The sequence below is a fragment of the Salinimicrobium sediminis genome, assembly GCF_900215295.1.
Classification (GTDB): Bacteria; Bacteroidota; Bacteroidia; order Flavobacteriales; family Flavobacteriaceae; genus Salinimicrobium; species Salinimicrobium sediminis.
Window position 1 is genome coordinate 601,896 of sequence record NZ_OCMF01000001.1, and the last position, 12,356, is coordinate 614,251.

13 protein-coding genes are annotated in these 12,356 nt (G+C 40.4%); 9 read left to right on the plus strand and 4 right to left on the minus strand.

The genetic code is table 11. The features are described 5' to 3' along the window. Positions 1–25: 25 nt before the first annotated feature. Positions 26–694, plus strand: a complete 669-nt coding sequence (locus tag CRO16_RS02690; protein ID WP_097054796.1) for a DUF4271 domain-containing protein — start codon at positions 26–28, stop codon at positions 692–694. Between the two features lie 12 nt (positions 695–706). Next, positions 707–1,459 (plus strand): uroporphyrinogen-III synthase, encoded by a 753-nt coding sequence (locus CRO16_RS02695; protein ID WP_097055753.1) that lies wholly within the window; start codon positions 707–709, stop codon positions 1,457–1,459. 64 nt (positions 1,460–1,523) lie between these two features. On the opposite strand, the gene pckA is transcribed toward CRO16_RS02695, so the two are convergent. Further along, a complete protein-coding gene (gene pckA / locus CRO16_RS02700) occupies positions 1,524–3,125 on the minus strand; it encodes a phosphoenolpyruvate carboxykinase (ATP) (protein WP_097054797.1) in 1,602 nt (533 codons plus the stop codon). A gap of 80 nt (positions 3,126–3,205) precedes the next feature. Further along, entirely contained in the window at positions 3,206–3,595 is a 390-nt protein-coding gene (locus CRO16_RS02705; RefSeq protein ID WP_097054798.1) for a DUF423 domain-containing protein, read from the minus strand. A 78-nt stretch (positions 3,596–3,673) separates the two neighbouring features. Between CRO16_RS02705 and CRO16_RS02710 the strand changes: the two genes are divergently transcribed. The 3 genes from CRO16_RS02710 (at position 3,674) to CRO16_RS02720 (ending at position 6,061) form a co-directional block, all read left to right on the plus strand. After that, positions 3,674–5,047, plus strand: a complete 1,374-nt coding sequence (locus CRO16_RS02710) for a saccharopine dehydrogenase family protein (RefSeq protein ID WP_097054799.1) — start codon at positions 3,674–3,676, stop codon at positions 5,045–5,047. Between the two features lie 99 nt (positions 5,048–5,146). Beyond that, complete coding sequence (locus CRO16_RS02715) at positions 5,147–5,458, plus strand: hypothetical protein (RefSeq protein ID WP_097054800.1); 312 nt, start codon at positions 5,147–5,149, stop codon at positions 5,456–5,458. 87 nt (positions 5,459–5,545) lie between these two features. Further along, on the plus strand, positions 5,546–6,061 hold the full coding sequence (locus tag CRO16_RS02720; protein ID WP_097054801.1) for a ferritin: 516 nt from the start codon (positions 5,546–5,548) through the stop codon (positions 6,059–6,061). 66 nt (positions 6,062–6,127) lie between these two features. Here CRO16_RS02720 and CRO16_RS02725 read toward each other — a convergent pair whose 3' ends face one another. Further along, a complete protein-coding gene (locus CRO16_RS02725) occupies positions 6,128–6,820 on the minus strand; it encodes a zinc metallopeptidase (RefSeq protein WP_097054802.1) in 693 nt (230 codons plus the stop codon). 116 nt (positions 6,821–6,936) lie between these two features. Then, positions 6,937–9,753, minus strand: coding sequence for a leucine--tRNA ligase (gene leuS, locus CRO16_RS02730; protein ID WP_097054803.1), 2,817 nt, complete (start codon positions 9,751–9,753; stop codon positions 6,937–6,939). A gap of 151 nt (positions 9,754–9,904) precedes the next feature. Between leuS and CRO16_RS02735 the strand changes: the two genes are divergently transcribed. The 4 genes from CRO16_RS02735 to CRO16_RS02750 all read left to right on the plus strand — a co-directional run bounded on the left by CRO16_RS02735 (position 9,905) and on the right by CRO16_RS02750 (position 12,355). After that, on the plus strand, positions 9,905–10,783 hold the full coding sequence (locus CRO16_RS02735; protein WP_097054804.1) for a cell division protein FtsX: 879 nt from the start codon (positions 9,905–9,907) through the stop codon (positions 10,781–10,783). Between the two features lie 41 nt (positions 10,784–10,824). Then, positions 10,825–11,199 carry a GxxExxY protein gene (locus CRO16_RS02740; RefSeq protein WP_097054805.1) on the plus strand — a complete coding sequence of 125 codons (375 nt, stop codon included), beginning with the start codon at positions 10,825–10,827 and terminating at the stop codon, positions 11,197–11,199. 100 nt (positions 11,200–11,299) lie between these two features. Then, positions 11,300–11,554, plus strand: a complete 255-nt coding sequence (locus tag CRO16_RS02745) for a DUF3098 domain-containing protein (protein ID WP_097055754.1) — start codon at positions 11,300–11,302, stop codon at positions 11,552–11,554. Positions 11,555–11,557: 3 nt separating this feature from the next. Further along, positions 11,558–12,355 carry an undecaprenyl-diphosphate phosphatase gene (locus tag CRO16_RS02750; RefSeq protein WP_097054806.1) on the plus strand — a complete coding sequence of 266 codons (798 nt, stop codon included), beginning with the start codon at positions 11,558–11,560 and terminating at the stop codon, positions 12,353–12,355. Position 12,356 lies beyond the last annotated feature (1 nt).

Below are 12,356 nucleotides of genomic sequence, written 5' to 3' on the forward strand. Positions count from 1 at the left end.
ATACCTTTGTAGAAAATAATATTTATTGGAAGCTATAGAAAGATATGCAGTTTCTCAAGATTGGATCACCCTTCTACTGCTGCTGGTTTTAATTTTACTGGTAGTAGCAAAATATTCTTTTACACAGCGATTTGCTCATTTTGTAATGTTATTTGCCACCGATAAATATTTACTCTTAAAAGGAAAGAATGCTAATCTTTTTCATCCTTTCAACATTATTTTTTTCACCATAAATGCTATTTCGGCAGCATTGTTCATTTATTTGTTTTATCTCACTTTCAATGAAACCCCACCCGCCCGTCCGGGAGTGTTATTTCTTAGGATCATAACAGCCTATACTGCTTTCGTCCTTTTAAAATTCTCAATTGAAAAGATACTCGCCGATATTATTTCGGTTAACAAAAAGATCAACTATTACCTCTTTTACAAGCTAAGCTATAGAAATTTCATGGCCATGGTCATGCTCCCGGTAACGATATTGTTTATTTATGTGTGGGAACCAACTTCGCTGGCCCTCTATATCTTTCTGGGATTGATCCTACTAATGAATTTCATTACCCTTTTAAGTATTTTTGCCAAAAACCGGCAGTACATTTTGACCCATTCGTTTTATTTTATTTTGTATCTTTGCGCTCTTGAAATTGGGCCCTATTATATTTTATATAAGCTGGTTACCAAGTTGCAAGGTGTATAAAAGAAAATGTATATGAAAGTGAAAACAATTCTGGTTTCTCAGCCCGAACCTAAAGTTGAAAATTCCCCTTATTTTGACCTTGAAGAAAAGCAAAAAGTTAAAATTGATTTCATTCCTTTTATACATGTAGAGGGAGTTTCTTCCAAGGATGTTAGACAACAAAAGGTAGATTTATCACAATACACTGCAATTATTCTTACAAGTAGAAATTCTGTTGATCATTTCTTTAGGATTGCCGAAGAAATGAGATATAAGGTGCCCGATACCTTAAAGTATTTTTGCCAAAGCGAAGCTGTAGCCTATTACCTTCAAAAGTATGTGGTATACAGAAAACGGAAGATTTATGTAGGAAAAAGAACTTTTGCTGAATTATCTCCCCTTATCAAGAAATATAAAACCGAGAAATTCCTTCTTCCTTCTTCAGATATGCTGAAGCCGGACGTGCCCAAGACACTTAATAAATTGGGTGTAGATTGGAAGAAAGCTGTTTTTTACAAGACAGTAGTAAGTGATCTTTCTCACCTAAGAGAAGTTTTTTATGATATTCTGGTTTTCTTTAGCCCTAGCGGAATAAAATCCCTGTTTGAAAACTTTCCCGATTTTAAACAAAACGATACTAAAATTGCTGTTTTTGGAAATACTACGGTGAAAGCCGCAAAAGAACATGGGCTTGTAGTTAACATACAGGCGCCAACTCCTGAAACTCCGTCAATGACCATGGCGCTTGAAAAATATATTAAGGAACAAAATAAAAAGGCTCATTAAGCCTTTTCAATAGACGTAAAAAAACCGGCAGAAGCCGGTTTTTTTTATGTCTAAGCTGAAGCTTTTAAGAAGCCTTGGGAGCTCCCGATAAAATTTCGACGTTCGCCTGCTTCTCGAATTTTTCAAAGTTCTTTTGAAAAGAAGTTGCTAAAGTCTCAGCTTTTTTATCGTATGCTTCCTTATCCTTCCAGGTGTTTCTTGGGTTAAGAACTTCTGAAGGAACGTTTTCACATTCCACCGGCATCTTTAAACCAAAAATCGGATGTTCGGTAAATTCTACATTTTCAAGTTTGCCTTCTAAAGCCGAGGAGATCATCTCCCTTGTATACCGTAGTTTCATTCTTGATCCAACTCCATAAGGTCCGCCGGTCCATCCTGTGTTCACCAGCCATACATTTACATTGTTCTCCTTCATTTTTGCACTAAGCATTTCTGCATATTTAGTTGGATGCAGCGGCATGAATGGCGCTCCAAAGCAAGCAGAAAAACTTGGCACCGGCTCATCAACACCTGCTTCAGTTCCCGCAACCTTTGCGGTATAACCGCTTATAAAATGATAAGCAGCCTGGCCAGGAGTAAGTTTGCTAATAGGCGGCAATACTCCAAAAGCATCAGCCGTAAGGAAAAATATGTTCTTTGGGTTCTCGCCTATTGAAGGTTCCTGAATATTATCAATATGATAAATAGGATAACTCACCCGTGTGTTTTGCGTGATCGAAGTATCCTCAAAATCCACGTCCCCATCCTCTTCCAGAATCACATTTTCAAGAATTGCTCCGGGTTTAATTGCTCTGTAGATGTCGGGTTCGTTCTCTTCAGTAAGGTTGATCACCTTCGCATAACAACCTCCTTCAAAATTGAATACTCTGTTTTCTTTGGTCCAGCCGTGCTCATCATCTCCAATCAATTTTCTTTCGGGATCTGCAGATAAAGTTGTTTTGCCGGTACCTGACAATCCGAAGAAAATAGCAGTATCACCTTCCTCTCCCACATTGGCAGAACAGTGCATTGGTAATGTGTTTTTATCTACAGGGAGAATGAAATTAAGAGCAGAAAAAATTCCCTTTTTTATCTCTCCTGTGTATCCTGTCCCCCCAATTAGAGCAATTTTCCTCGTAAAGTTGAGAATTGCAAAGTTGTGTTGTCTTGTTCCATCAACTTCGGGATCTGCCATAAATCCGGGGGCGTTAACCACCAGCCAGTCCTCTTTAAAATCTTTAAGTTCGCTCTCTTCCGGGCGAAGGAACATGTTATAGGCAAAAAGATTTGACCATGGATATTCATTGATCACCCGAATATTTAACCTGTAATCATCATCTGCACACGCATAAGAATCCCGTGCAAAAATTTCTTTCCCGGAAAGATAGTCGGTTACTTTGTTGTAAAGAGCATCAAACTTTTCAGGATCAAAAGGGAGGTTGATATCCCCCCACCATACTTTGTCTTTAGTGATCTCATCCTTAACTATAAACCTGTCTTTTGGAGATCTTCCGGTAAATTCTCCGGTGTTCACAGCCAAAGCTCCAGAGGAAGCTTCTACTCCCTGTCCTTTTTCGATCGTGATCTCATGAAGTTCTTCCGGAGAAAGCTGGTAATGGATCTCTGCATTCTTAATACCATACTGTTCCAGCGCAATCGTTTTCGTAAATTGTTTTTTAGCCAACATAAAAAGTTTTGTCGTGTGATTGTTACTTAGGCGAACAAAAGTAGAAAATCTTAGAAAGATTCTGCGGCAGCGTTTTCCTTTTATTTCTTTTTTAACTTAAAAAAGTTGATCAATAGCATAATCCATGCAGCGATCATTAACGTTCCTCCTATTGGTGTAATGGGACCAAACAGCCTAAAATCAAATGATGTCATGGAATTGGTAGCTAAAAGATAAATTGATCCTGAAAAAAATATCACTCCGGTAATTGTTAAATAGAAGCATATCTTTTTAACTTTTTCTGAAGCAAGGGGCAATGACCCCAGGAGTAGCAGGAATAAAGCATGATACATTTGATATTTCACCCCGGTTTCAAATGTTTGCAGGCTTTCCACACTTAAATATGGTTTAAGTCCATGGGCGGCAAAAGCACCCAAAATAATCGCTATTACTCCTAGAAAACCTCCTGCAATTAATATACTTCTGCTCATACAATATTTTTAAAGCCGCTGCCAATTATTTACATTCGTTGTCCAAACAAATGACAAACATACTCAATTTTACTCCTTATGCGCAAAATACTCATTGTTGGTGCAGGTAAATCTACTTCTGTACTTATTGAATATCTACTTAAAAAATCTGATTCTGAAAACTTACAACTTCAAATAGCCGATCTGGTCCTGGAGAATGCCTCAAAACTGGCGGGAGACCATCCCCGGGCAAAAGCCATGGCTTTGGATATCTTTAAAAAAGAGGAAAGACAGGCCGCAGTTCAGGAGGCCGACCTGGTGATCTCTATGTTGCCCGCACGTTTTCATATAGAAGTGGCGAAAGACTGCCTTAACTACGGAAAGAATATGGTAACCGCTTCCTATGTGAGTGATGAAATGCAGGAGCTCGATGAGGAGGTGAAGAAAAAAGGCCTGGTCTTTATGAATGAAATTGGAGTGGATCCCGGGATCGACCACATGAGTGCCATGCAGGTGATCGACAGGATAAGGGCAAAAGGCGGAAAAATGCTGCTTTTTGAATCATTTACCGGCGGACTGGTAGCTCCCGAAAGTGATACAAACCTCTGGAACTATAAATTCACCTGGAACCCGAGAAATGTAGTAGTTGCAGGACAGGGAGGCGTAGCCAAATTTCTTCAGGAAGGAAAATTCAAATACATTCCGTATAACCGGCTTTTCAGAAGAACTGAATTTATCGAGGTGAAAGGCTATGGAAAATTTGAGGTTTACGCTAATCGAAACTCTCTTAAATACAAGAGCGTTTACGGATTGGATGATGTTCTCACCCTTTACCGCGGAACAATAAGACGTGTAGGATTTAGCCGGGCATGGAACATGTTTGTACAACTTGGAATGACCGATGACAGTTACATTATGGAGAATTCTGCGGATATGAGCTACCGGGATTTTACCAATTCTTTTCTTCCCTACTCTCCTACAGATTCAGTAGAGCTGAAATTCAGGCACAACCTTAAGATCGATCAGGATGACATCATGTGGGACAAACTCCTGGAGCTTGATATTTTTAATCCAAAGAAAAAGGTGGGTCTCAAAAATGTGACTCCGGCAGAGATCCTTCAGAAGATATTAATGGACAAATGGACGCTTTCAGAAGAGGATAAGGATATGATCGTTATGTATCATAAGTTTGGCTATGAACTGGATGGAGAAAAGAAGCAAATCGATGCTACTATGGTACATATCGGGCAGGATCAAATCCGCACCGCGATGGCTCGTACGGTAGGATTGCCTGTTGCCATTGCCGCTTTGAAGATCCTTAACGGAACCATTTCCACTCCGGGAGTGCAACTGCCTATTACAAAAGAGGTCTATGATCCTATTCTAAAAGAACTTGCCGGGAACGGGATTGTTTTTAAAGAAGAAGAGAAAGAATATTTAGGTTATAATCCCTTTGGAGAGGTAGGAAATTAAGCAATTCTAAATCCTGAAGATGATCCTCGTCATTCTTCAGGATTTTTTGCTGATTATTATTTGGAATAAGTCTCAATAAGAAATACTTTTGTCGGCAGCATGAACCTGCTTTACAAAACATATTATTATTCTTCTTACCAGTGCGACCAGGGCCGCTGTTTTTATGTGGATTTTGGACATAAACGGGTAAAACTGAGTTTTTGCCAGTTGCTCGCTTTGAGGCAAAAGGTGCACAACATAGATATCTCTTCTCACTTTGATAAGGATTTGAACTATAGCGGGATTGAGATTTTGACCCTATGCAACCGGGAGCACCTCTTTGTCTTTGATACTTTACAGATCATTGACCTCAAGCAGCTTCTTAAAGCCACTTTTGGCATCCTGGAATTAAATTCCCTGGTAGTTCCTTAAATCTCTTGGATTTAGATTAAGTATAAATTCCCTTACTTTCTGAGAAAGCAGCTTTCTTTTATGTAATTTTAGAAAAAGATTAAAATTATGAAAGATATAGTTCGGCAAAAAATAGGAATTAATGTAGATGTAATGGACCTTTTAAACGAGCAGATCGCTAAAGAGGCCCATTCCGCTGCAGCTTATCTCGCAATGGCTTCATGGTGCGACCATAACGGACTGGTTTATAGTGCAGATTTTTTCTATAAACAGTCAAATGAAGAACGCGAACACATGCTTAAGATCTTCAAGTTCATCAACGAGAACGGAGGTACTGCATATTCTCCTGAAGTAAGCAATATTAACCACGAGTTCAATTCTCTCCAGGAAATTTTTGAAACTGCATTAGACCAGGAGATTCAAATTTCAAAATCCATTCATAATATCGTCACCAAATGCCGTAAAGTGATGGACTATGGAACCGAAAATTTCCTACAATGGTTTATTCAGGAACAAATGGAGGAAGAAAATCAGTTTAGAAGGATCCTTGAAATGTTTGACCTTATGGGTACAGACGGGTTGGCTCTTAAACTGATTGACGAAAGGATAAAACACGGAGAATAAATAAAGACCTTATTTAATAAAAAAGGACGCCGGCGGCGTCCTTTTCTTGTTTTTAAAAGCCTTTTTTTAGTCTCTCCCCAGATAGATGCTAACAAAATATAGCAAAGTAGCCAGAGAACCTACAGCTGCCACTACATAAGTACGTGCTGCCCATTTTAGTGAATCCTCTGCGGCTTTATGTTCCTGGGTATTCAGCATATTTTCAGTCTCCAACCATACTAAAGCTCGCTTACTGGCATCGTATTCTACAGGAAGGGTGATAAAGCTGAACAGTGTACCCATTGCGTAAAGTATGATTCCCACCAATAGTACGGTTTGTCCCACGCCCACAGAAACCATAGTCATAAGGATCAAACCTCCAAAGATCGCCCACTGGGAAAATTGAGAAGCCACCTGCACCACCGGCACCAACTTGCTTCTCATCTGCAACCAGCTATAAGCTTTTGCATGCTGTATGGCGTGCCCACACTCATGAGCAGCAACAGCTGCTGCCGCAGCGTTCCTTTGAGTATAAACCGCCTCACTCAAGTTCACAGTTTTCTTGGAAGGGTTATAGTGGTCTGTCAATTGCCCGGGGGTAGAGATCACCTTTACATCATTGATCCCATTGTCACGCAACATTTTTTCTGCGATCTCACGGCCACTCATCCCGTTTTGCAGGTGCACCTTGGAATAGTGCTTGAATTTACTTTTAAGTTTATTACTAACATAAAGACTCACTATAAAAATGAGCCCGGCGATGATATAATATCCCATCATAGTTTCTAAAGTTGTTTTAGTTCAAGGTTCAATAACAAAAATCCAGCCAATTTACATTTTTACAGGGAACTGCAATTTTGTCTTATTCCACTGCTGCTGCGGCTTCACCGAAATTATTATCCTACGATATTTACAATTTTTCCCGGCACAATTATAACCTTTTTAGGGGTACGTCCCTGCAATTGTTGCTGTGTTTTTTCATGAGCCATCACCGTTTGTTCGATCTCCTGTGGCGTCATGTCCAGCGGCAGTTCCAGGGTGAATCTCATTTTTCCATTAAAGGAAATAGGATATTCCTTATTGCTTTCTACCAGATGTTTTTCTTCACAAACAGGGTAAACTGCCGTAGTGACTGAGGTGTCATGCCCCAGCTTCTGCCAAAGCTCTTCTGCAATATGAGGGGCATAAGGCGCGATAAGAACCACCAGAGGCTCTAATACCTCTCTAAAATTGCATTTTTGAGCAGAAAGTTCATTCACACAGATCATGAAGGTACTTACGGAGGTATTGAAGCTGAAATTCTCAATATCCTCTGTCACTTTTTTAATGGTCTTGTGCAGGGTTTTTAAAGATTCGGCTGATGCCTTTCCATCTTTAACTTCAAAGTTATTATGCTCGTCATGGTAGAGCTTCCATAGTTTTTTCAGGAAGTTATGAACTCCGGTAATCCCTGCAGTATTCCATGGTTTAGCCTGTTCAAGAGGACCGAGGAACATCTCATACATTCTCAAGGTATCGGCCCCATAATCCTCACAAATGTCATCGGGGTTAACCACGTTGTATTTGGATTTTGACATCTTCTCCACCTCTCTGCCCACGATGTATTTATTGGCTTCAGTTACAAATTCAGCATCGGCAAATTCCGGTCTCCATTTTTTAAATTCTTCAATATCCAGCTCATCTGAAGCATTTACCAATGAGACATCCGCATGAATGGGTTGTACACTTTGATCGCCGATAAGATGTTTTGAAACAAATTTATTTTCTCCCTCCAGCCTGTAAACAAATGCGCTAGTTCCCAGGATCATTCCCTGGTTGATCAACTTTTTAAAAGGTTCATCTACCGTAAGAAAGCCGCGGTCTTTCAAAAATTTTGTCCAGAATCTGGAGTATAAAAGATGTCCCGTAGCATGTTCGCTCCCCCCAATGTACAGGTCTACATTCTCCCAGTATTGCTGCGCGGCTTCAGAAACGAATTCCTCCTCATTGTGAGGATCCATGTACCGGAACAAATACCAGGAACTTCCTGCCCATCCGGGCATGGTGTTTAATTCCAGCGGAAACACAACATTATGGTCGATCAAATCTTTATGAACCACTTCATTTTTGGCAGTATTCCATGCCCATTCGATGGCATTTCCAAGGGGCGGTTCGCCGGTTTCTGTAGGAAGGTATTTTTCCACTTCGGGAAGTCTAAGCGGCAAATGCTCTTTTTCGATCATTTGAGGCAGGCCATTTACATAGTACACCGGAAATGGCTCCCCCCAGTATCTTTGCCTGCTAAAAACAGCGTCCCTCAACCTGTAATTTGTTTTTCCTTTTCCCTGCCCGATCTTTTCCAGTTCAGAAATGGCCTTTTTAAGCGCAGTCTTATATTCAAGGCCGTTAAGGAAGTCTGAGTTTGCTATTACGGTTCCTTCTTTCCCCGAAAAAGCCTCATCAGAAATATCGACATCTTTAAAAATGTTCTTAATTGGAATATCGAAATGTCCGGCAAAATCATAATCCCGTTGATCTCCGCACGGTACTGCCATTACAGCTCCCGTCCCGTAACCCGCTAAAACATAATCCCCAATCCAAATGGGAACCGGTTCTTTGGTAAATGGATGTTCTGCATAAGCCCCGGTGAAAACTCCGCTAATCGTCTTCACATCGGCCATGCGGTCGCGTTCACTTCTTTTAGCCGATGCTTCGACGTAAGCTTCAACTTGAGCTTTCTGCTCCGGCTTAGTGATCTTCTCCACCAAATCATGTTCGGGTGCCAGGGTCATAAAAGTCACTCCGAAAATGGTATCGGGTCTAGTGGTAAATACCGGAACCTTAAACCTTGAACCTTGAACTTTAAACTCCACAAGTGCCCCCACCGATTTTCCAATCCAGTTACGCTGACTCTCTTTTAAACTTTCGGTCCAGTCAATATCATTGAGCCCTTGCAGCAATCTTTCAGCGTAAGCTGAGATCCTCATACTCCATTGGGTCATTTTTTTTCTAACTACCGGATATCCTCCTCTTTCTGAAACTCCATTGACGATTTCGTCATTGGCCAGCACAGTTCCTAACTGAGGGCACCAGTTTACTTCAGTTTCAGCCAGGTAAGTAAGACGGTATTTTAGAAGAATTCTCTGTTTTTCTTCGGAAGAGAAATTATTCCAATCCGCAGCAGAAAAAGCTTCGGTATCCTCATCACAGGCAGCCTTTATATCCCGGTTTCCTTCCGAAGAAAATAAATCCTCTAATTCGGAGATTGGTCGGGCACGATCTGCGGAATAGTCATACCAGGATTTAAACAACAGAATAAATATCCACTGTGTCCATTTGTAGTACTGAGGATCACTGGTGCGCACTTCTCTGCTCCAGTCAAAGGAAAAACCAATCTGGTCCAGTTGCTCCCGGTACCTGTTGATGTTGGCTTCTGTAGTAAGTGCGGGATGTTGACCGGTTTGAATGGCATACTGCTCTGCAGGAAGACCAAAACTGTCATAACCCTGAGGATGGAGCACATTAAAACCTTTGTGCCTTTTAAATCGGGCATAGATATCACTGGCTATGTATCCCAGCGGGTGGCCTACGTGTAGTCCGGCGCCCGAGGGATACGGAAACATGTCAAGCACGTAATATTTTGGTTTATCAGAATTATCTTCGGCCTTGAAAGTCTGGTTTTTTGCCCAGTATTCCTGCCATTTTTTTTCAATTTGGTTGAAGTCGTACCTCATTTTACAGATTCAGCATCACGTTATTACAGCCCCTGAGATCTCAAGGGAAGCGCAAAAATACGTTTAATGTACGAAAGTGAAAAGTTTGGTCGTTTTAAAGAAAAGGATTCATTTACTTTATTACTTTTACACAAATTTACGCAGCCGCCCTATGAGTTCATCTTTTGAAAAGTATCAAAAAAGACGTCTTATTTCCTCTTATTTTTCGGTCGTTATCAGTATTGCGCTGGTGCTTTTTTTACTTGGATTGTTGGGCCTGCTGGTGCTCAACACTAAAAAGATCGCAGATCATTTTAAGGAACAGATCGCACTTACTATCTATCTAAAAGATACTGCCAAGGAAGTCGAGATCACACAGCTCAACAAAAGTCTGGCTTTAGCCGAATATACCAAATCCACCACCTATGTGACCAAAGAAGAGGCAGCCGAGGCACATAGTAAAGAAATTGGGGAGGATTTCATGGAGTTCCTGGGGTATAATCCGCTGCAGAATTCTATAGATGTCTATTTTAAAGCAGATTATATTACATCGGGAGAGATCGACCAGATCGCCGAAGAACTTACCGCCAAAAGTTTTGTAGATGAAGTGGTTTATGATAAGCCGCTGATCTCCCTTTTGAACGAGAACGTGACAAAAATAAGTTTTTGGATCCTGGTGATCAGCGCCATTTTCACTTTTATAGCAGTGTTGTTGATCAATAGCTCTATACGATTATCGGTTTATTCCAAGAGATTTACCATTAAGACCATGCAAATGGTGGGGGCTACAAAAAGGTTTATTAGAAGGCCTTTCGTGTGGCAAAGCGTTAAGCTGGGAATGATAGGAGCTGTACTGGCTTTATTTGGAATGGGTCTTGTGCTTCATTACATGAACAAAAGTTTCCCTGAACTGGAACTCCTCAATGATGTGACGCTTTTAGCCGCTCTTTTTATCGGAGTATTTTTAATGGGAATCATTATCACCTGGTTTAGCACATTTTTGGCCACTCAAAGATTCCTGAACCTTAAAACGGATGAGCTTTATTACTAGTAAGATCCTCAATCAATTTAGCCACAGATGCACTGATATTTATGGGAGAATTTCTTTATAAAGATCTAACCTATCAAATTATTGGTGTTCTTTTCGACGTTCACAATGAACTTGGAGGTGGTTTCCTTGAAGTAGTTTATTCTGATGCTGTAGAATATGAATTAAAAGCCAGAGAAATTCCTTATGAGAGAGAGAAAAAATACCAGGTTCATTATAAAGACTCCATTCTTCCTCATCATTTTTATGCAGATTTTGTAGTATTTGATAAAATAATTCTGGAATTGAAATCAGCTAGCCATCTTCATGATGCTCATATGGCGCAATGTCTGAATTATCTAAAAATCTCTAAATTGAAGCTTGCCATCCTGGCAAACTTTGAAGGAGATAAATTAATACACCACAGAATTATACTTTAATTATAAAATTGAGATCATTTGGAGGAAAAAAGTTTTATTGTCCCTAATTTTGGAGGCAAGATAAAAATACATCTGTGCATCTGTGGCTAAATCCTATTCTATGAACAAAAGCAAAAAACCTCTACACAAACAGGACCTCAATTTCGTTTTTGAGAAAAAGAATTATATAGTCATGGGTATTGGGCTGGCGGTGATTGCACTGGGTTTTATTCTAATGGCCGGCGGCGGTAGCGACGATCCGAATGTTTTTAATGAAGAGATCTACAATTTTAGAAGAATTAGACTGGCACCTGCGTTGGTATTAATTGGCTTTGCAATAGAAGTCTACGCCATTCTTCTTAACCCCCGAAAATAATAAATGGAAGTTATTGATGCTGTGTTCCTGGGGATCATCCAGGGACTAACCGAATTTTTACCTGTTTCGTCCAGTGGACACCTTGAAATTGGAAAAGCCCTTCTTGGGGACAACAGTATTCCCGAAGAATCCTTAATGGTCACTGTGGTGCTGCATTTCGCTACCGCATTAAGTACTATTGTTGTGTTTAGAAAAGATGTAGCCGAGATATTCCGGGGGCTGTTTTCCTTTAGATGGAATGAGGAAACTCAATTTTCTGTAAAGATTATCCTTTCTATGATCCCTGCGGTTATTATAGGGCTCATGTTTGAAGAAGAACTGGAAGCCTTATTTGGCGGAGATCTCACTTTTGTAGGTTTTATGCTGTTGATCACTTCCCTGTTGCTGTGGTTGGCCGATAAAGCAAAAAATACCGGAAAGCCCGTGAGTTACAAAGACAGTTTTGTTATAGGAGTGGCACAGGCCATAGCCATTCTCCCGGGGATTTCCCGTAGTGGAGCTACTATTTCTACTTCGGTTTTACTCGGAAATGACAAGGGAAAGGCTGCCCGTTTTTCATTTTTAATGGTTGTGCCTCTTATCTTCGGAAAGATCGCAAAAGACCTTCTTAGCGGGGAGATCACCAATAGCACCATAGAACCAATGCCGCTGATTGCCGGCTTTATAGCAGCCTTTGTTGCAGGGTTTGCTGCCTGTACCTGGATGATCACCCTTGTGAAAAAAAGCAAACTATCCTACTTCGCCATCTATTGTTTTATAGTAGGGGGGATTGCAATTGCCTATGAATATGCTTACGCTTAAA

What these genes read in the sequence shown, in the direction of transcription:
- CRO16_RS02695 (WP_097055753.1), top strand. Translation starts at nt 707, where the DNA reads ATGAAAGTGAAAACAATTCTGGTTTCTCAGCCCGAACCTAAAGTTGAA.
- pckA (WP_097054797.1), bottom strand. Translation starts at nt 3,125, where the DNA reads ATGTTGGCTAAAAAACAATTTACGAAAACGATTGCGCTGGAACAGTAT.
- CRO16_RS02705 (WP_097054798.1), bottom strand. Translation starts at nt 3,595, where the DNA reads ATGAGCAGAAGTATATTAATTGCAGGAGGTTTTCTAGGAGTAATAGCG.
- CRO16_RS02710 (WP_097054799.1), top strand. Translation starts at nt 3,674, where the DNA reads ATGCGCAAAATACTCATTGTTGGTGCAGGTAAATCTACTTCTGTACTT.
- CRO16_RS02715 (WP_097054800.1), top strand. Translation starts at nt 5,147, where the DNA reads ATGAACCTGCTTTACAAAACATATTATTATTCTTCTTACCAGTGCGAC.
- CRO16_RS02720 (WP_097054801.1), top strand. Translation starts at nt 5,546, where the DNA reads ATGAAAGATATAGTTCGGCAAAAAATAGGAATTAATGTAGATGTAATG.
- CRO16_RS02725 (WP_097054802.1), bottom strand. Translation starts at nt 6,820, where the DNA reads ATGATGGGATATTATATCATCGCCGGGCTCATTTTTATAGTGAGTCTT.
- leuS (WP_097054803.1), bottom strand. Translation starts at nt 9,753, where the DNA reads ATGAGGTACGACTTCAACCAAATTGAAAAAAAATGGCAGGAATACTGG.
- CRO16_RS02735 (WP_097054804.1), top strand. Translation starts at nt 9,905, where the DNA reads ATGAGTTCATCTTTTGAAAAGTATCAAAAAAGACGTCTTATTTCCTCT.
- CRO16_RS02740 (WP_097054805.1), top strand. Translation starts at nt 10,825, where the DNA reads ATGGGAGAATTTCTTTATAAAGATCTAACCTATCAAATTATTGGTGTT.
- CRO16_RS02745 (WP_097055754.1), top strand. Translation starts at nt 11,300, where the DNA reads ATGAACAAAAGCAAAAAACCTCTACACAAACAGGACCTCAATTTCGTT.
- CRO16_RS02750 (WP_097054806.1), top strand. Translation starts at nt 11,558, where the DNA reads ATGGAAGTTATTGATGCTGTGTTCCTGGGGATCATCCAGGGACTAACC.